General features: G+C 58.9%; 15 protein-coding genes. 13 read left to right on the top strand and 2 right to left on the bottom strand.

Features of this window, described 5'->3' with window-relative positions; genetic code table 11:
• The first annotated feature begins 206 nt into the window (after window positions 1-206).
• The 4 genes from AC1RZR_RS30475 (at window position 207) to AC1RZR_RS30460 (ending at window position 4,962) form a co-directional block, all read left to right on the top strand.
• Window positions 207-1,244 (top strand): glycosyltransferase family 4 protein, encoded by a 1,038-nt coding sequence (locus AC1RZR_RS30475; protein ID WP_481826939.1) that lies wholly within the window; start codon window positions 207-209, stop codon window positions 1,242-1,244.
• Window positions 1,245-1,511: 267 nt separating this feature from the next.
• Window positions 1,512-2,966 carry a polysaccharide pyruvyl transferase family protein gene (locus tag AC1RZR_RS30470; RefSeq protein WP_481826938.1) on the top strand — a complete coding sequence of 485 codons (1,455 nt, stop codon included), beginning with the start codon at window positions 1,512-1,514 and terminating at the stop codon, window positions 2,964-2,966.
• 3 nt (window positions 2,967-2,969) lie between these two features.
• Window positions 2,970-3,947: a glycosyltransferase family 2 protein gene (locus tag AC1RZR_RS30465; protein WP_477273173.1), complete on the top strand. Its 978-nt coding sequence runs from the start codon at window positions 2,970-2,972 to the stop codon at window positions 3,945-3,947.
• An 85-nt stretch (window positions 3,948-4,032) separates the two neighbouring features.
• Window positions 4,033-4,962 (top strand): glycosyltransferase family 8 protein, encoded by a 930-nt coding sequence (locus AC1RZR_RS30460; RefSeq protein WP_477273175.1) that lies wholly within the window; start codon window positions 4,033-4,035, stop codon window positions 4,960-4,962.
• Between the two features lie 178 nt (window positions 4,963-5,140).
• Here the strand turns inward: AC1RZR_RS30460 and AC1RZR_RS30455 are convergent, their stop codons facing one another.
• Entirely contained in the window at window positions 5,141-6,598 is a 1,458-nt protein-coding gene (locus tag AC1RZR_RS30455; protein ID WP_481826937.1) for an oligosaccharide flippase family protein, read from the bottom strand.
• A 202-nt stretch (window positions 6,599-6,800) separates the two neighbouring features.
• Here AC1RZR_RS30455 and AC1RZR_RS30450 point away from each other — a divergent pair, with 202 nt between their 5' ends.
• The 6 genes from AC1RZR_RS30450 to AC1RZR_RS30425 all read left to right on the top strand — a co-directional run bounded on the left by AC1RZR_RS30450 (window position 6,801) and on the right by AC1RZR_RS30425 (window position 13,798).
• Complete coding sequence (locus AC1RZR_RS30450) at window positions 6,801-7,919, top strand: acyltransferase family protein (protein WP_481826936.1); 1,119 nt, start codon at window positions 6,801-6,803, stop codon at window positions 7,917-7,919.
• Window positions 7,920-8,205: 286 nt separating this feature from the next.
• Entirely contained in the window at window positions 8,206-9,636 is a 1,431-nt protein-coding gene (locus AC1RZR_RS30445) for a DUF4214 domain-containing protein (RefSeq protein ID WP_481826935.1), read from the top strand.
• A 20-nt stretch (window positions 9,637-9,656) separates the two neighbouring features.
• Window positions 9,657-10,988 (top strand): glycoside hydrolase family 140 protein, encoded by a 1,332-nt coding sequence (locus tag AC1RZR_RS30440; protein WP_481826934.1) that lies wholly within the window; start codon window positions 9,657-9,659, stop codon window positions 10,986-10,988.
• 20 nt (window positions 10,989-11,008) lie between these two features.
• A complete protein-coding gene (locus AC1RZR_RS30435; protein WP_481826933.1) occupies window positions 11,009-11,272 on the top strand; it encodes a hypothetical protein in 264 nt (87 codons plus the stop codon).
• Between the two features lie 139 nt (window positions 11,273-11,411).
• A complete protein-coding gene (locus tag AC1RZR_RS30430; RefSeq protein WP_481826932.1) occupies window positions 11,412-12,473 on the top strand; it encodes an NAD-dependent epimerase/dehydratase family protein in 1,062 nt (353 codons plus the stop codon).
• A gap of 5 nt (window positions 12,474-12,478) precedes the next feature.
• The gene (locus tag AC1RZR_RS30425; RefSeq protein WP_481826931.1) at window positions 12,479-13,798 is read left to right on the top strand and encodes a DUF4910 domain-containing protein; all 1,320 of its coding nucleotides are present in this window, start codon (window positions 12,479-12,481) and stop codon (window positions 13,796-13,798) included.
• On the opposite strand, the gene rfbC is transcribed toward AC1RZR_RS30425, so the two are convergent.
• Window positions 13,793-14,344: a dTDP-4-dehydrorhamnose 3,5-epimerase gene (rfbC, locus tag AC1RZR_RS30420; protein ID WP_477273191.1), complete on the bottom strand. Its 552-nt coding sequence runs from the start codon at window positions 14,342-14,344 to the stop codon at window positions 13,793-13,795. The genes AC1RZR_RS30425 and rfbC overlap by 6 nt on opposite strands.
• Window positions 14,345-14,688: 344 nt before the next feature.
• Here rfbC and AC1RZR_RS30415 point away from each other — a divergent pair, with 344 nt between their 5' ends.
• The 3 genes from AC1RZR_RS30415 to AC1RZR_RS30405 are packed head-to-tail and all read left to right on the top strand — an operon-like array spanning window position 14,689 to window position 17,446.
• A complete protein-coding gene (locus AC1RZR_RS30415; RefSeq protein WP_477273193.1) occupies window positions 14,689-15,984 on the top strand; it encodes a methyltransferase domain-containing protein in 1,296 nt (431 codons plus the stop codon).
• Window positions 15,981-16,796 (top strand): sugar phosphate nucleotidyltransferase, encoded by an 816-nt coding sequence (locus tag AC1RZR_RS30410; protein ID WP_477273195.1) that lies wholly within the window; start codon window positions 15,981-15,983, stop codon window positions 16,794-16,796. The genes AC1RZR_RS30415 and AC1RZR_RS30410 overlap by 4 nt, the downstream gene beginning before the upstream one ends.
• Entirely contained in the window at window positions 16,793-17,446 is a 654-nt protein-coding gene (locus AC1RZR_RS30405) for a PIG-L deacetylase family protein (protein WP_481826930.1), read from the top strand. Before AC1RZR_RS30410 ends, AC1RZR_RS30405 begins: the two co-directional genes overlap by 4 nt.
• The last annotated feature ends 89 nt before the right edge of the window (window positions 17,447-17,535 follow it).

The raw sequence follows: 17,535 nt of genomic DNA, 5'->3' as shown, positions 1-17,535 counted from the left end.
CACCACCAAGACCGGCCAGACAGGTGAATGGACACCGAGCCGACACACTCCTGGCCAGATCTGCTGCCGACGGCGCCGAATTCCTGATCGGGCATTCCGCTCGGGTGTGCGTGGACCGGGAAGCGCCGAGGCGACGCTGGACAATAAACGGAGACTTCACGACGCTTCGGCCGACCGGAGTAGCCCGTTACGCCCGCGAGGTCACCTTGGCTCTCGACGCCCTCATTTCGGAAGGGCATCCCCTCGGTCGCGACCTGGAGATCGATCTCGTGGTGCCGCGCCCGCTTTCCGAACCTTTCGGCCTCAATGCCATCTCCGTCCGGGTCGTTCCCGAGTTCAACAGGCCGCGACTTCCCCAATTCTGGGTGCAGGCGCAGTTGCCCTGGCATGTGCCCGGAGGATTGCTGAGCTTCTGCAATCTCGCTCCGGTCGTGCTGAGGCGCCAGATCGCGTGCATCCACGACATGCACACTAGGCTCATGCCGTCGAGCTACGCGCGGGGGTTCCGGTGGGCGCACCGTCTGATCCTGCCGGCACTTGGCAGGCGGGCCGCCCGCATCACCACGGTCTCGCAACTCTCGCGCAGCCATCTGGTCGAGTTCGGGATCGCGCCAGAGGAAAACATCGTCGTCACCTACAACGGCAGCGACCATGCGAAGAGATGGGATTCAGCGAGATCGTCTCTGGCCGTCGACCGGGGCAGGCCGTATGTCCTTTGCCTTGGAAGGCGGGACCAGGAATACAAGAACATGGGGCTTCTCGCCAGGCTGGCCCCACTCCTCGACGCGATGGGTCTCGACCTCTGGATGCCAGGCGATGTCGACGAGACCACGGTCCTGAGGTACGTCCCGGAAATGCCCGGAAACATCGTCCTCCCTGGCCGAATAGGCGATGACGACTTCAAGAAGGCGCTCGAAGGTGCCCTGTGCTTCCTGTTCCCGTCACGGATCGAGGGCTTCGGGCTGCCCGCTGTCGAGGCGATGGCTTCGGGCTGCCCGGTCGTGGCCTCGACGTCGCCGTGTCTTCCCGAAATCTGTGGGGATTCGGCCCTTTATGCCGATCCCGACGACGTCCAGTCGTGGGCCGAAGCCATCCGCCTGCTGGCGCTTGCTCCTGACTTGCGGGAGCGGTTGGTCACCAAGGGGCACGCGAGGGCGAGCAGTTATTCCTGGCGCTGGATCGCGTGGAAATACCTCGAACTCATGATTCAGGTCGACGCCGATTTCGGAGAGTTCGGCAATTGACCGGCAGCCAGTCTGCGGCACGAAGCCTCTGAAGGACCGACCCTGCCGAGCTATTCAAAGCAGTCGCCGGAAGCTTCGACTAACCTGAAATAAGAGGCCTCCCAAAAGCACTGGTTCAGCCAAAAGGGTGTGTTGTTCTGCCCATAAGTTGAAGCGAGGAAACGCGGACGAGATTCTATATTAGGGTGACTAGCATTCATGCAACGAGGGAGGTGTTGGCACCGTCGTCCGAGAATGAATGTGGATTTTTACTCACCGAAATTGAGAGTGAACGGTTCGTTTATGCAGTCTCAAAATGCACAAGTTGAAACCGCGCTTGAACGTCATGTCCAAGAGCAACGACGGACCAAAGGCCGCGACCTTGCGCATGCAGCGCGAAGCACAAGGCGACTGCGGATCGCCCTGATAGGGCAGTTCGGTGTCGGCAACTTCGGCAATGACGGCTCGCTTGAGGCAATGATCGCTACGCTTCGGCGGATTTGCCCCGAAGCCGAACTGGCCGTGATTTGCACATCGCCCGAATCCGTCGCGAAAGCGTTCGGCGTGGAGACCATCAAATTGACGCGGCCGGAGATCACGTCGCGTTGGTTAAAACGAGCGAACCGCATGCTCGGTCGAGTCCCATACAAGATGTTGGGACCGATCCGGGCCTTCCTCAAACTCCGCGGCTTTCATGCTGTTGTGCTACCCGGAACCGGTGCGTTCGATGATTTTGGCGACACACCATTTGGAATGCCCTACCTTTTTCTTAAGTGGCTGCTGATGGCCAGGTTACGTGGCTGTGTCGTCGCATTTGCGAGCATCGGCGCCGGGCCTGCTTACCACCCTCTCAGTCGTGTGTTCTTTGCCTGGGCTGCCCGATGTGCGTCATACCGTTCGTTTCGTGACGGAATTTCACGAGACTTCATCCGATCCCTGGGAGTCAATGTTGCAAACGATCGGACTTTCCCCGACCTTGCTTTTGGCCTTCCAATCCCAACCGTCAAGCGCGAGATTTCGGAGGCCACTGTCGTTGGCGTGGGCGTCATGAACTACCGCGGCCGCACAGGTCGAAGTGAAACAATTTATGACACTTACATTTCCAAGCTCGCGGAGTTTGTCGCACGGACTGTGATGCGAGGCTTTGCCGTTCGGCTGATCCTGGGCCAGGACAATGACGAGGTTGCGGTGGTGGATGTCATCGAACGGCTCCGCGGCCGGCTTTCCGACGCTGAATTGGCCCGGGTCGTTTTTCGTCGGTCTGCATCGCTCCACGACGTCATGGCGCAAATGCAGACGACTGACGTCGTCGTCGCCACCCGATTTCACAATGTTGTTTGCGCCCTCCGGGTGGGGCTCCCTGTCATATCTCTCGGATACCTCGAAAAGCACGACGTGCTAGCGGCCGACACGGGTCTATCGGCCTTTTGCACCAGCGTCGAAACTTTCAGCGTCGAATGGCTTGAGTCGCGGCTGGACGCGCTCCTTGCAGAGCGGGAGGTGCGAGCGCAGCAAGTGCGCGAAACCGTTTTGCGGTACAGGCAACAACTCTTGGACCAAGAAGCCCTTCTTCGAACACAGGTTTTCGCTCAGGCGGCGTCTCGTCCGAGTCAACGTGAAGCTGGGGAGACCGACATGAACGGCGCAAGGATTCGCGAAATCGACACCGAAGATCGGATCGCAATCTCGAGTAAACTGATGGATAGTCGTGTCACAGCGTCCAACAATTGTTGCAAGGATTGATCAATGCCACTGATTGACGTCGTTATTCCAAACTACTGCTACGGGCGTTACTTGCCTCAGTGCGTCCAGAGTATCGTGCGGCAGCAGGTGGATGATATCAGGATTTTGATCGTAGACAACGCTTCAACCGATGACAGTGTCGATGTTGCAACAGAATTGGCAAGACGGGACAAGCGCATAACAGTTGTCGCACGTGAAAAAAATCTCGGTTTGCACGCATCGTGTAATGAAGGTGTGGACTGGGCCAGATCTAAGTATTTCTTGATACTTTGCGCCGACGATTTGCTTGTCGAGGGCTGTTTTCGCCGAGCCCTTTCGGTTCTTGAACGAGAACCCGATGTTTCCTTTGCGTGTGGAGCCGAGTTGGTTTGGCATGAGGACCGTCCCTTTCCGGCATTGGAGAATTCGGCCCTCAATGCTTGGCGATTTCTGTCCATGGAATCGTTCGTTTTGGAGCGGTCGCTTCCAAGCGAGGTTCTATTTGGGAGCGGCGCAGCGCTGATCAGAACCTCAGAGCTCAAACGGGTCGGCCATTTCAGGTCGGAGGTATCCTATCTTGAGGATTTGGAAATGTATTTGCGTCTCTCGCTGGATCGCAGAGTGGCGATAACAGAGGCGATCCATGGGATAAGGCGGGTACACGGCGCGAATCTATCTGCGATATTCTGGCAGGACTTCAGGCGCGACATGATCGAGAAGAAGCTCACCTTCGATAGTTTTTTTTCGCACGAAGCAGCCGGCGTACCTGGGGTAGAAAAGCTGCGGCGGAATGTGTATCGAAACCTTGGAAAGCGTGCATACTGGTCTGGCTTGTCACACATCGCGCGCGGTCAGAGGGCAGCTGGCTTTGATCTACTCAGGTTTGCCGCTGAGCTCTCGCCCAGCCTGGCCTACATCCCGCCGGTCGACTACCTGGTCCATCTCCCCAATCCGCTAAGCCACATCCGCTCGCGCCTGGCGGAAGCATGGAGCCGGCATTGATGACGACACAACCAGCATGTGGTTGCCGGCGCACAGGCGTCGTCTCGGACAGGATGCCTTCTTTCATCCGCAGAGAGGATAATCGATGACTGAAAAGCGGATCGGTGTCGTTTACCTGACCGACGGCAGGCGCGACGACCTGACGTATACCAGCGTCGTGGCGTTGGGATTGAGCCATGCGCGGGAAATAGACATCCATATCGTTCAATCCGGATTCCGTTCTGCTCCCCCGCCGATGGTGCTGAGGGTCCTCCAGGCGAAAGGTCATCGGCTGGCGACCCACACCCTTTCGACGGTCGACCGGGGTTTTTCCGGTCATGGCCACATAACTTCGACGACATGTGAAAAAGCCGAAGCGATCGCTGCGGTTTCGGGCGAACATGATTTCGTCTGTTACATCGACAATGATACGCTTGCCATGCGGTCTCTTGATCTGGCCGCTTTCGCCCCGAAAACACAACCTCTCGCCGCCGTCCCCGATCTCTCCATATCCACAGGTTTCGACGATCCTGCATTCTTCGAAAACTGCGACAAACATGGCCTCGCGCGGCGCTACTTCAACGCCGGCCTGCTGGCCATCAATGTCTCCAGATGGATCGACTCGGGAATTCCCGAAAGGTACGATTCCGTCATCAAGACACATGCGGACTTTTGTCCCTATCGTGACGGGCCGTGCACCCATCTCGACCAATGTGTCTTCAACATCGCCGCCAATGGGGCATGGGAGACGCTTCCTCTGGAGTTCAACGTGCAGAAATCCGCGTTCCAGACAGCCCTTTGGGATCGGGCGTTGATCCGCCACTACACCGGGCCGGAGAAATTCCTTCCGGTAAAGGCGTACCGGATAGACAGGAAGGAGCGGTCCGTGCTCAGCCGCGTATCGCGTGACTGCGGGGAACTCGGTTTGGAAATTCCTCCTGCGTATCTAGGGCTGCCTTACTGGGCCAATGCGTTGCGCAGGAAAGCAGTCCGGAGCAAAATTTCGCGGCTGATTGGCCAGTTGCCTGCAGTTTGAGGCCCTCGGTCGCTGCCTGCATTCAGGCGGTTACCAGGGCTGCTTCTCCATGGAAATCTGCGAAACAAACGAGAGGCAAACGCTCGATGCCTCCGCAATGTCGCCGGTTACCTTTTCGGAGGTCTCCAGCCAGGCCGAAGATTCGTGGCGGCGCGGGCTCGCAGATGACGGGCCAAGATCAACCTGCCGAAGCCCATGCCCGCCGGAGTGCCGGCAAAATCTTGATGATCTCGTCAAGCAGGGGATGCCGGGTGATTATCAATCCGGCCGACCATCCCCCGAACGCCAACAATCCCGCTCCAGTGGCTTCCATGTTGGAGAGGCCGAAGCCGGAACCGGAAATCCCGATTGCTGCGAGGGGAGGGACCGCGCTCGCGAAGGCAACGACTGCACTTTTCCATAGCGCCGCAGCGATGTCCCTGCGTCTCAGTCCTAGCCTACGCCGGACGAAGCTCAAGGCAATATATGCCTGGAAGGGAACAGTCACCAGCATGCACCAGGCGGCCGCGTGCAATCCGCCGAAGACGACGGCTACGGAGAGGAGAATGCCGGATAGCGGGAAGACGATCAGTGCCCGGATGAACAAGTCGCGGATTGCTCCCAACGCGACCATTACGGGGTAATTGAGTTCGAAACTGAAGGAGAAAAGGAGGGCGACCGCAACGATTTGCACGAGCGGCGCAGCCTCGGTCCACTGGTGACCGAGCACGATGTCCACGATTGGGTATGCCAGAACCGACAGTACGAGGAGGGCGGGCCAGTGGAGCGCGGTGATGAGGGAAAGGGCGGATAGATAGGGACGTTTCAAATCCCTGCCTTGCCTGACCTCGGCCGAGAAGGCGGGCAGCACGACCGCCATGGCGCCTCCGATAACCAGCTTGTCGGGTATCTGGCCAATCCAGAGCGTCCTGCTGAAGAGGGCTGCAGCATTCGGCGATATGAAGCGGCCCAGCAGGAGTAGGGGCAGGGCGTCAAAGATGCGGAAAAGTATGGCCATAACGCCGTTGTATCCACCGAATGAGATCATTCCGCGCCAGTTGGCCAGGGACGGCTTGAACATCCAGAAATTGGGGCATAGGGCGAGGGCGAGGCCTGCGGCAAGCCCGCTGCCGATCAGCCATGCCCAGGCAAAGCTCATGTAGCTGAAGCCCGCCAATGCCAGCGCCATCGTTGCTGCAGAGTTTGTCACCGCTCCCGTTATGTCGATGGCGGCTACTTTGCCGAAGGACATTTCCCTCCGCAGGAGAGCGTTGATCAGGGTGAACAAGGCGTCGAGGAAGAGGCAGGCCGAGACAACCCTGAAGTAGGGAACGAGGTTCGGCTCGCTGTAGAACGAGGCCAGGAAAGGGGAAGCGACGACGAGAGCGGCGGCGACGATCCCGGTGAGGATGAACGTCACCGTGAAGGCGCCGCGGATATCCTCGCGGCTGAGTTCCCGGCGCTGGATGAGGAAGCTCGCACTTGAGAACTCCCTTAGGGACAGGGCTATCGCCATGATGGCCATGCCGATCACCGACACCCCGATCTCTTTGGGCGTCAATATCCGGGAGACCAAGGCTGCGGTGGCAAAATTCGTCACGAGCAGGACGTAGCGTTCGCCCACGCTCATCAGGAGTGCGCGTTTTACCGAAAGCATGCGTGTCCTTCCCGATCGGGGCGGCCCGGCCGCCTTGCATCCCGGACGGATAGTCCGACAAAGCGGGTAGAAGGTCATGACGTCCAATAGGCGAGGGAATGAGCACCGACTAAAGCGGTAGCAGGGAGATGGCAGCTCGAGTCATCGGACTTTCTGACCAGTTCAGGCCCTTTGGACCGGTCCCCTCCACCAGATGGATGCCTTGTACTACTACGGGACGCAATTACGGTGTGTCACCTTCTTCTCATACGGCGGCAATGGGATGAACCGGCAAAATCGCGATCTATATGGGCTTCAAATGCTTCGCGCTATCGCGGCCTTTGCTGTCATAGTTCGCCACACACTCGACATGTCGAATGGATCGGAAGCTGGCCGGTTCAGTCCTGACTGGATGACAACATCTGGTGCCGCAGGAGTAGATCTGTTCTTTGTAATCAGCGGGTTTATCATGGTCTATGTGAGCTTTCCGCCTGGTCAGCCCCCGGACTCGCCGATGCGTTTCATTGTCAAACGGGCAACGCGCATATTCCCTTTGTATTGGATTTGCAGTGCAGCCATTGCCGCAATCTGTGCAATCGGCTTCCTGAAAAGCAAGCATATAGACTTGCATACTATATTGAACTCGATATTGATACTTCCTGGAGACAAATTGATTTATGTCGCGTGGACACTTTCGTTTGAGATATATTTCTACATTGCTTTTTCAATATGCCTCAATTTTGGTAAGATGTTTATAACGTCGGTCTCGGTGATATTGCTGATGATCAGTGGAATTTTTTTCGGAAGAGAAATTCAGAATTCGACACTCGCTGATTTCGTCTCTAGTCCCCTCGTGCTGGAGTTTTGTTTCGGTGTCGTTTTGGCACTGTTGTTTTCTGCCAGCAGGAAATGGAGAGTCCCGTCAGCTCTCGGCGTGCTCGGGTTTCTTATAATAATTGTGTCCCCGATTTTCGTACCCCATCCCGATACTTTGTCTGACGCTTCGCGGGTGATCGTATGGGGTCTTCCGGCAACTTTGATAGCGGCCGCATTTCTCGAGGCAAAGCGACCGCAATCGAAAGCCGGGCGCGTAGCTGTCCTACTCGGCGATGCATCTTATGCCCTCTACTTAACACACGTCTTCGTCATGATAGCATATGGCTGGGTAATCAAGTCGACATTTGTGGGAGGAATGTCACAAGTTGTATTCGCCCCGGCAATTATATTCTTGTGCCTTATTGTCGGAGTTCTGACGCACGTATTTGTGGAAAGGCCAGCCCTCGACTTGGTCCGGAAGGTCACAAGACGCCAGCCGGCGCGGCGGCCGCTAGAGGCTAGCTAGAACCCAATCGAGCTGATCCGGTGCACAGCCGTCATGAACTTGCAGAACCGAGGAGCGGACCGAATGGGTTGGTCCGGCTTTCTTCCCCTCGACTACACAATGGTGCGCGCCTGTCAGGGTAGACGCCGATTAAAGGCGTGATTCCCCGTGATTCCCAATGGTTAGGTAGCGCCCTCCGAAAGGGGTAGCGCCAGCACTCCGTTCACCCGTATGGGCAAATTGCTTCCAGCGGCCGTAGTCTCGACTATCCAGCCTGAATCTGAAGCCCCACTGGGAGGCCCTTGCCATGTCGTTTCGTTTCGCGGTCGCCGCGGCCTGCCTGCTGGCGACAGCCCTGCCTGCGTCCGCCGATCTCCTCTGGGGCGTCAACGGCCATCCAATAACTGCCTATCCGGGCATCCCGATTGAAAGGCAGCTCGATTTCATCAAGGATCTCGGCCTGAAGTCATACAGGATCAACGTCACGGGCGAGGACAACGCAGATATGCTTGCCGACCTTGTCGGTGCCGGAAAGGCGAGAGGGATCGAGATTCTGCCGGTTCTTACGCCGGCCATCGATCTGGACAAGGACAGCCCGGACGAGCTCTATGGGAAGACCCGGAAACTGGCGATCGCCCTCGGCACCAGGTTCAAGAACGACATCCGCGTTTGGGAACTCGGCAACGAGATGGAGAACTACGCCATCATAAAGCCGTGCGAGAAGCGCGACGACGGTTCGAAATATCCGTGTGCATGGGGACCCGCGGCGGGAACGGGAGCGCTCGATTACTACGGCCCACGCTGGGTAAAGGTGAGCGCCGTCCTCAAGGGCCTGTCCGAAGGTATGACAGAGGTCGATCCCGGCATCAGGAAAGCGATCGGCACAGCCGGATGGGGTCACACCGGTGCGTTCGCGCGGATGAAGCAGGACGGGATCGTCTGGGACATCTCGGTCTGGCACATGTACGGCGATGACCCGGAATGGGCTTTCCGCGAAATCTCAGGCTACGGCAAGCCGATCTGGGTCACCGAATTCAACAATCCCTATGGAAGTCAGCGCAGCGAGCGGCTGCAGGCCGACGGCATCAAGCAGACAATGGTGCGGCTTCGCGGACTCAGTGAGAAGTACAAGGTCGAGGCCGCGCAAATCTACGAACTGTTCGATGAGACCTACTGGGCACCCAGCTTCGAAGCCAATATGGGGCTGGTGCGGCTCACCGCCGCATCCGATGGTAAATGGAGGGTCGGCGAGCCGAAGCCTGCTTATAGAACGGTACGTGACTTCACCCGTGGCCCGCAGCCGCTGCCCAAGCCGCATCGGAAGTGCGACCCCGAAACCACGGCCGCAAATAAGTCCGTATATGTGCGGCAGGCGAGCTTCGCCTATTGCCTCGTACTGGGGCATGAGGGGGACTCCGACAGCGTGAATCAGTGGTCGACAGCTCTTGAAAGCGGTGACAGGACGATCGCTGGAATGGTCGTGGAACTGATGCGCGGGGACGAATTCCAGTCCAGCTATGTTACGATCGGCCTGACCGATCGCGCCTATATCAGTTTCCTCTTCCTGCTGCTGCTGGACCGTCCCGCAGACGACTACGGGATTGAAACCTATGCCCGACAGCTGCGCGCGGGGACCTTGACACGCGAAGACGTGGCCTTCGGCATCATCGATTCTAGCGAGTTCAAGTCCAAGCACGCTGCCACCCGTGAAGTATCCACGGTGCCGACACCCGGGTGAACGAGAGGAGCGTCAAAGCAGTGCGCCTCGCGTCTGTTCTGATGGCCGGTGCCCTTTTGGCGGCTATGGCGACCGGAAGCTTGGCCTGTGAGCGCAGCGGTGGGACAAAGTTCCCGCTGCGGATCGAATCCGGGAAAAATTATCCGGTCGACAGGGAAGGCCATCCGTTCTTCATGCACGGCGACTCGCCCTGGTCGCTGATCGGCGACCTGACGGACGAGGATGCTTACCTCTACCTTGAGGACCGCAAGGCTCGTGGGTTCAACACCGTGCTGGTCAACCTCCTCGAGCACCGGTTTTCCCGCAACGCGCCCGCAAACGCGTATGGAGTGAGACCATTCGCCGACAACGAAGATTTCGTCGTTCCGAACGAGGCATATTTCGCCCATGCCGATCGCATCCTGCAGAGGGCATGCGAGCTTGGTTTCCTGGTGCTGCTCGCTCCGGCATATCTCGGATATGGCGGTGGTATTGACGGTTGGTATCAGGAAATGGCGGCTGCAGGGGCAGGGAGGCTTGCCGCCTATGGCCATTTTGTTGGACGCCGCTACCGACACTTCGATAACATCATGTGGGTCAACGGCGGGGACTACAATCCTGCGGACAAAGATCTGGTCAGGGCTCTCGCCAAAGGCATCTTGGACGAGGATCCCGATGCTCTCACCACTGTCCACGGCCCCTCCGATTCGGCGCCGCTCGATTTCTGGGGTCACGAAACCTGGCTGAAGGTGAACAACGTCTTCACGTATGGCCCGGTCTATAAGGCAGCGATCAGGGAGTACGATCTCGGCAGGGGTATGCCTTTCTTCCTGATCGAGACTGCCTACGAATTCGAATACGATGCCGACGAGTACCGGATCCGCATCCAGGCTTACCAGGCGATCCTCTCGGGCGCTTTCGGGCATCTCTATGGCAACAACCCGATATGGCATTTCGGGGGGCCTGGTCTCTTTCGGCAGACTATGGAGTGGAAGGAGGCCCTCGACAGTCCTGGCGCAAAGAGCATGGAGGTGCTTATCGCCTTCATCTCGTCGATAAAATGGTGGCTGCTCGAACCCGACAGCAAGAACAGATTGCTTGTCGATGGCATAGGCAAGGAGATGGGAAGGGCGGTCGCCGCGATGGCCAAGGACGGCTCCTACGCCGTCGTCTACATGCCCAGCAACGAAGGCGTCACCGTCGACCTCGCGCAGCTTTCGGCGACTTCCGTCCACGCCCGCTGGCGCGATCCCGCAAGCGGGGAATTAACGGACGTTGAAGGTTCCCCTTTCAAAGCGGAGCGCACAGCTTTCAAGCCGCCAGAGCTCAACAGCCGGGGATACCCGGACTGGATTCTGGAACTCATGCCTTAAGAGCTTATGGAGTAATGCCAATGAACGCCGTGCACGACCTGCGCGCAGTCACTGAAGGCCAGGTGTGCGCCAAGACCGCACGGCGAGCGGTGATCGCCGACTGGTGGGACCCGGCCCATCGCCGATTCGGTTTGTTCAGCTGCGGCAACCTTAGCCAGCAAATTCCCGGCGCATCATTCGCCACGGTTCGCAACCGGCTAGACGAAAGTAAAGGAGAGTCTCGCAGCCCAGGATGGATTCCTGCTCTCGACGGAGCTCTGACGGAAAGTCGCCGAAAGGATTAGGCGCGCACCACCCCAAAGAGGTAGCGGGCGGCAAGGCTTCGTCCAACGGGGCATCCTGATCGCCTATTGGCGTTCTCCCTCACTGTTTTCAGCCCAAGTAGCCTCTGCGCGATCATATCCGCTTGAGAAAAGGTGTGCGATGAAAGTCATGGTAACCGGCCATCAAGGCTATATCGGCTCGGTGATGGTGCCTATGCTGCTCCGCGCGGGGCATTCGGTGACAGGTTACGACAGCGATCTCTACCGGCGCTGCACCTTTGCTTCGGGCGGAGAGCAGGCTTCCGTTCCGTCTATCCAAAAGGACGTCAGGGACGTGCATGCGCGCGACCTCGAAGGGGTCGATGCCGTCATCCACCTGGCGGCTCTTTCCAACGACCCGCTGTCCGATCTCGATCCGGATATCACCTACGAGATCAACCACAAGGGCAGCGTTCGTTTCGCGAAGGCGGCCAAGGAGGCCGGCGTCTCGCGCTTCCTCTTCGCCTCGTCGTGCAGCAATTACGGACAGGCGGGCGAGGGGATGGTCGACGAAACGGGCGAGTTGAACCCGGTCACGCCCTACGGCTGGTCGAAGGTGCTTTCGGAGCGGGATATTTCCGAACTGGCCGACAGCAGCTTCTCTCCCACCTATTTCAGGCCCGCCACGGCCTACGGCGTGTCGCCCCGGCTCCGCTTCGACATCGTGCTGAACAATCTGGTCGCCTGGGCTGTTACGAAAGGCGTGATCCTCCTGAAGTCGGACGGGACGCCATGGCGGCCGATCGTCCACATCGAGGACATCTCCAGGGCGTTTATCGCCGGACTGGAAGCACCGCGCGAGACCATCCACAACGAAGCCTTCAATGTGGGACGCACGGATCACAATTACAGGATCCGTGACATAGCCGAAATCGTCGCCGAGGTCGTGCCGGGATGCCGGCTTGAATTCGCGTCCGATGCCGGGCCCGACAAGCGGTCCTACCGGGTCGACTTCGGCAAGATTGCGCGCGCTCTTCCTGCCTTCAAGCCGCAGTGGGATGCGCGCAGGGGTGCCGAGCAGCTTTACCGAGCCTACGGCAAGTCGAATGTCACCCTCGAGGAATTCGAGGGTCCGCGCTTCCAGCGTATCGGCCATATCCGGTATCTTCTGGCCAACCGGCTTCTGGATGAGCGGATGCGGGTCACTGAACCTTCGCGAAAGCTGGAGGCAGCTGCGGGTTAGCCGCAATGGAACACATAACCCCCGAGGGACTCGGCCCGCCCCCTTCTTCCACCGGCCTCGGCCAGGAAATCTATGCCTTGGCCGAACGTCTCTTCCCGATTTGCAGGAGCATAACCGGAGACGGTGTGCGACGAACGCTGGATATCCTGTCGGGGCGTGTTGACCTGGAACGGCATGAGGTGCCTACCGGGACGCAGGTTCTCGACTGGACCGTTCCAAAGGAATGGAACATTCGCTCGGCCAGCATCACAGGCCCGGACGGGCAGACGGTCGTGGATTTTGCCGACTCCAACCTGCACGTCGTCAACTACAGCGTACCCTTCAAGGGGATCCTGCCGCTCAACGAGTTGAAGGCGCATATCCATACCTTGCCTGAACAGCCGCAAGTGATCCCCTACCGCACCAGCTACTATGCTCCGACATGGGGCTTTTGCGTAGCCTACGACCGTGTGGCCAAAATGCCCGACGGTCTCTATCGCGTGGAGATCGATGCCGAACTCAAGGACGGCAGCCTCACTTACGGCGAATACCTGCACCGCGGGCAGACCGAGCGGGAATTCCTTCTTTCGGCGCACATCTGCCATCCGTCACTGGCCAACGACAACTGTTCGGGCCTGGCCCTGCTGGCAACCCTTGCGCAAAGCCTGAAGGCAAGAAAAACACGATACAGCTACCGCTTCCTGTTCGCTCCGGGCACGATCGGTTCGATCGCATGGCTGTCTCGCAACGAGGACCGGACACATCTCATCGACCACGGTCTGGTGCTGTCATGCGTGGGGGACGCGGGAAGCCCTGCATACAAGCGCAGCCGCCGTGGCGACGCCTTCATCGATCGCGCCATGGCTCACGTGCTGGGGCGTGAAGCCGGCGCGAAGTTGATGGATTTCTCCCCTTACGGCTATGACGAGAGGCAGTATTGTTCGCCTGGCTTCAATCTTCCGGTCGGCATGTTCCAGCGGAGCGTCCACGGCACCTTCCCCGAATACCACACGTCGGCTGACAATCTCGACTTCATCAAGCCGGAGCACCTTGAGGATTCCTTCCGGATCCTGACGGACGTGATCGACATCGTCGAAGAGGATTGGACGCCTTTGAACCTCTCTCCCAGGGGCGAACCACAACTCGGCAGGCGCGGCCTGTACGCCGCCCTGGGCGGGCAGGCGTCTTCGGGAGCAACCTCCATGTCCCTGCTTTGGATGCTTAATCTGGCAGACGGCCAGCATTCGCTGCTCTCGATGGCGGAACGCTCGGGTCTGCCATTCAGGGAATTGGCCGCTGCCGCGAGATTGCTGTCGGATCACGGTCTGCTGGCCTCGGCTTCATAAGGCTGCAGCGGCCGTTCGCTGCTTGAGCAACGGCCACGTCCTGTCCCTTTCCGACATCGCCGTCGGCATCAAGGGCCAGGCTATCGAAAAGGCAGGGTCGTTGTAGCGGACGCCCGTCGACGCATGGGGCGTATAGAACTGCGATATGAGATACGCGACCTCGGCATCGTCCGTAAGGGTCTGGAGCCCGTGGGCGAACCCGGCAGGTATGTAGACCTGCCTCATGTTCGAGGGCGTCAGCTCGAAGCCCAGCCAGCGGTGGCGTGTCGGCGAGTTCGGGCGCAGATCCACGACGACATCGAAAATCGCGCCGCGGACACAGGAGACGAGCTTCACCTCGGCGTACGGGTCGTCCTGGAAATGCAACCCCCGGAGTGTTCCCTTTTTGACCGAATGTGCGCGGCTGTGCTGGACAAAGCGCGTCGCCAGCCCGCAATCGGCCATCTCTTTTTCACAGAATAGGCGGGTGAAGGAACCGCGATCGTCAACCACCGGTGTCGGCTCGATCAGCCAGACACCCTTCAGCTCCGTTTCAGTAAACTGCATGTCTCCCTAAATCCCCAGTAGCCGGGCCCAGTAGTCGGGCAAGGATCGGCAGTCCGATTGTCGGCACCGCGTGCTCGGGCTGGAAGAGCTACCTAAGCCTTAGGTGACCTCTCCGATCGCGGTATGCCGGGCCGACCGCATTACCCCGTTCGGGGGTCTTTGCGGAGTCATTGCCCCTGCCGTTTCCCTATAAGGATTAAGGCACCCAACGGATTGGCAAATCGAACTCGGGGCGCGCCCCGTCCTAACCTGCGTTGCACTCCATACGGAGGCGTGGCGGGCACAGGTTCATCGTCAAGCCACTGCGTCTCCGTTTTTCAAACCACCGCGACAGGAGTAAGGAATTGAATATTCAGGCCGTCGAAATCGCTCGCGACCAGAACACGGCACGCCGCAATGTCAGCTGCAGGCTGTGCGGATCTCGCCTGCGTCACACCCTGGTCGACCTGGGCATGTCGCCTCCTTGCGAGAGCTTCCTGCAGGCAGACCAGCTTGACCAGATGGAACTCTATTATCCGCTCAATGTCCTGGTCTGCCACAGCTGCTACCTGGTGCAGCTCAAGGAGTATGTGAGCCCCGAGACCATCTTCAGCGAATACGCCTACTTCTCTTCCTTCTCGACAAGTTGGGTGGCCCACGCGAAAGCTTATTGCGGGGCGATCACGCAGCGACTTGGGCTTGGCGCCCACAGCTTCGCGGTGGAACTCGCAAGCAATGACGGTTATCTGCTGCAGCACTTCCTGCCGCTCGGCGTTCCCGTGCTTGGCGTCGAGCCGGCGGCCAATGTTGCGCGCGCTGCGGTCGAGAAGGGCGTGCCCACCCGGGTCGACTTCTTCGGGGTGCGGCTGGCACTTCAGATGGTGGCCGAAGGACTCCGCGCCGATCTGATCATTGGCAACAACGTCCTGGCGCAGGTGCCCGACCTCAACGACTTCGTCGCGGGAATAAAAATTCTGCTCAAACCAGAGGGCGTAGTCACTCTCGAGTTCCCGCACGTCGAGCGGCTGATGACGGAGAACCAGTTCGACACCATCTACCACGAGCATTTTTCATATTTCTCACTGCTGACGATCGACCTGATGGCGGCCCGCCACGGGCTGCGGTTGATCGACGTCGAGGAGCTGCCCACCCATGGCGGCTCGCTGCGTGTTTATCTTGCCAACGAGGGCAGCAGCTGGGCCACGGATGAAAGTATCGCCGAACTCCTAGACCGCGAAAAGAGGCATGGGCTTACGGAAGTGACGACCTACACCTCTTTTGGCTACAAGGCGCGGCGCGCGAAGCGCGACCTCCTCGCGTTCCTGATTGCGGCCAAAGACGAGGGCAAGACGATTTGCGGTTACGGCGCGCCTGGCAAGGGCAACACGCTGCTCAACTACTGCGCGATCGGCACCGACTTCCTCGACTTCACGGTGGACCGCAATCCTTACAAGCACGGCCGCTACACGCCGGGCATGCACATACCGATCAAGCCCATCGACGCGATCGACCAGGCCAAGCCAGACTACATCCTGATCCTTCCGTGGAACCTGAAGGACGAGATCATTCAGCAGATGCATCATGTCGCCGCCTGGGGCGCGAAATTCGTGGTGCCAATTCCTTTCGTGACAGTGCTCGATCCATCGGAGTTACGGAGATGAAAGTCGTCCTTTTTTGCGGCGGCCGCGGGACCCGGATCCGCGACTATTCCGAAAGCATACCGAAGCCGATGATTCCGCTCGGCCACCAGCCGATCCTGCGCCACGTCATGCAGTGGTATAGCGACTACGGGCATGACGAATTCGTGCTGTGCCTGGGCTACAAGGCCAACGTCATCAAGGATTTTTTCCTGAACACCCGGCCACAGACCTTTTCCGATTGCGTGGTTACGCATGGAGGCCAGGACGTGAAGCTGCTCGGTGACACGGTCAAGGACTGGAGCATCACTCTGCTCGATACGGGCATCTGGCGCAACATCGGAGAACGCCTCTGGGCTGCGAAGGATCACGTCAAGAACGAGAAGATGTTTCTGGCCAACTACTCCGATGGCCTGACCAATGTCGACCTCGACGATGTGATCGCGAAGTTCGAGGCCAGCGGCAAAATCGGCTGCTTCCTCGCCGTGCGCGCGCCGTTGACATACCATTTGGCCGACATCGCTGAAGACGGTCGCGTGCGCGAGTTCCGTACGACGGAGACGTCCGAGATCTGGATCAACGGCGGGTACTTCGTGTTCCGTCCCGAAATCTTCGACTACATGCGTGACGGCGAGGAACTCGTTCTCGAACCTTTCAAGCGATTGATCGATGACAACATGCTGATGGCGTACAAGCACGACGGGTTCTGGCGTTCGATGGACACGCTGCGTGATTGGCAATCGCTCGAAGACATGGTCGAAAAGGGTGACATGCCCTGGAATAGGAGGGTCACCGCAGAGAAAATCAGGCGCAGCATGGTAATGGCTGCATCATGAGAGGACTTGGCCTCGCACGTCGCGGCGAGGAACTCTCGATCCTCTGTCTTGGCGCCCATTCCGACGACATTGAGATCGGCGCGGGAGGCACGATACTCGGCCTGATCGCGTCGGGGGTCAAACTGGACGTCCACTGGTGCGTGCTGAGCGCAGCTGGCGAGCGGTCGGCAGAAGCCAGGGCTTCGGCCGAGGCCTTCCTCGAAGGGTCGCGCTCGTCCACGGTCGACGTTGCGGATTTCGAAGACAGCTACTTCCCCGCCCATAGCCGATCGATAAAGCAGTGGCTGATCGATCTAAGATCGCGGGTTCATCCCGACGTGGTGTTAACTCACGCCAGGTTTGATGCCCATCAGGACCACCGGGAGGTCAACCAACTGACCTGGAACGTCTTCCGTGATCACCTAGTGCTCGAATACGAGATTCCGAAATGGGACGGCGATCTTTGCCAACCCAATGCCTACGTGCCGCTTGCCGCCAAGGTGCTGGAACGCAAGATCGAACTCCTCCAGGAGCACTTCGGGACGCAGCGCTCCAAGGACTGGTTCGACCGGGAGACATTCGCCGGGCTTGCGCGGTTGCGCGGGATGGAATGCCGGGCGCCCGAGCATTTTGCCGAGGCCTTCACGCTTCGAAAGGCCAGAATTCTGTAGCGGTTTGCCCGTATTTTCTCGCCAAGAAACGAACGGTGGATGACCGAATGAAACGGGTGAAAGGGAGTTGCACTGACCGGGCGATCTGT

Source organism: Mesorhizobium bavaricum (genome assembly GCF_056781655.1).
Note: the sequence above shows the minus strand (reverse complement) of the source record. Positions and strands in the feature narration are given on the sequence as shown.

Bases quoted from the DNA above. Each gene is read 5' to 3' on its own strand.
- AC1RZR_RS30465 (WP_477273173.1), top strand. From the start codon at position 2,970: ATGCCACTGATTGACGTCGTTATTCCAAACTACTGCTACGGGCGTTAC.
- AC1RZR_RS30460 (WP_477273175.1), top strand. From the start codon at position 4,033: ATGACTGAAAAGCGGATCGGTGTCGTTTACCTGACCGACGGCAGGCGC.
- AC1RZR_RS30455 (WP_481826937.1), bottom strand. From the start codon at position 6,598: ATGCTTTCGGTAAAACGCGCACTCCTGATGAGCGTGGGCGAACGCTAC.
- AC1RZR_RS30445 (WP_481826935.1), top strand. From the start codon at position 8,206: ATGTCGTTTCGTTTCGCGGTCGCCGCGGCCTGCCTGCTGGCGACAGCC.
- AC1RZR_RS30435 (WP_481826933.1), top strand. From the start codon at position 11,009: ATGAACGCCGTGCACGACCTGCGCGCAGTCACTGAAGGCCAGGTGTGC.
- AC1RZR_RS30430 (WP_481826932.1), top strand. From the start codon at position 11,412: ATGAAAGTCATGGTAACCGGCCATCAAGGCTATATCGGCTCGGTGATG.
- AC1RZR_RS30425 (WP_481826931.1), top strand. From the start codon at position 12,479: ATGGAACACATAACCCCCGAGGGACTCGGCCCGCCCCCTTCTTCCACC.
- rfbC (WP_477273191.1), bottom strand. From the start codon at position 14,344: ATGCAGTTTACTGAAACGGAGCTGAAGGGTGTCTGGCTGATCGAGCCG.
- AC1RZR_RS30410 (WP_477273195.1), top strand. From the start codon at position 15,981: ATGAAAGTCGTCCTTTTTTGCGGCGGCCGCGGGACCCGGATCCGCGAC.
- AC1RZR_RS30405 (WP_481826930.1), top strand. From the start codon at position 16,793: ATGAGAGGACTTGGCCTCGCACGTCGCGGCGAGGAACTCTCGATCCTC.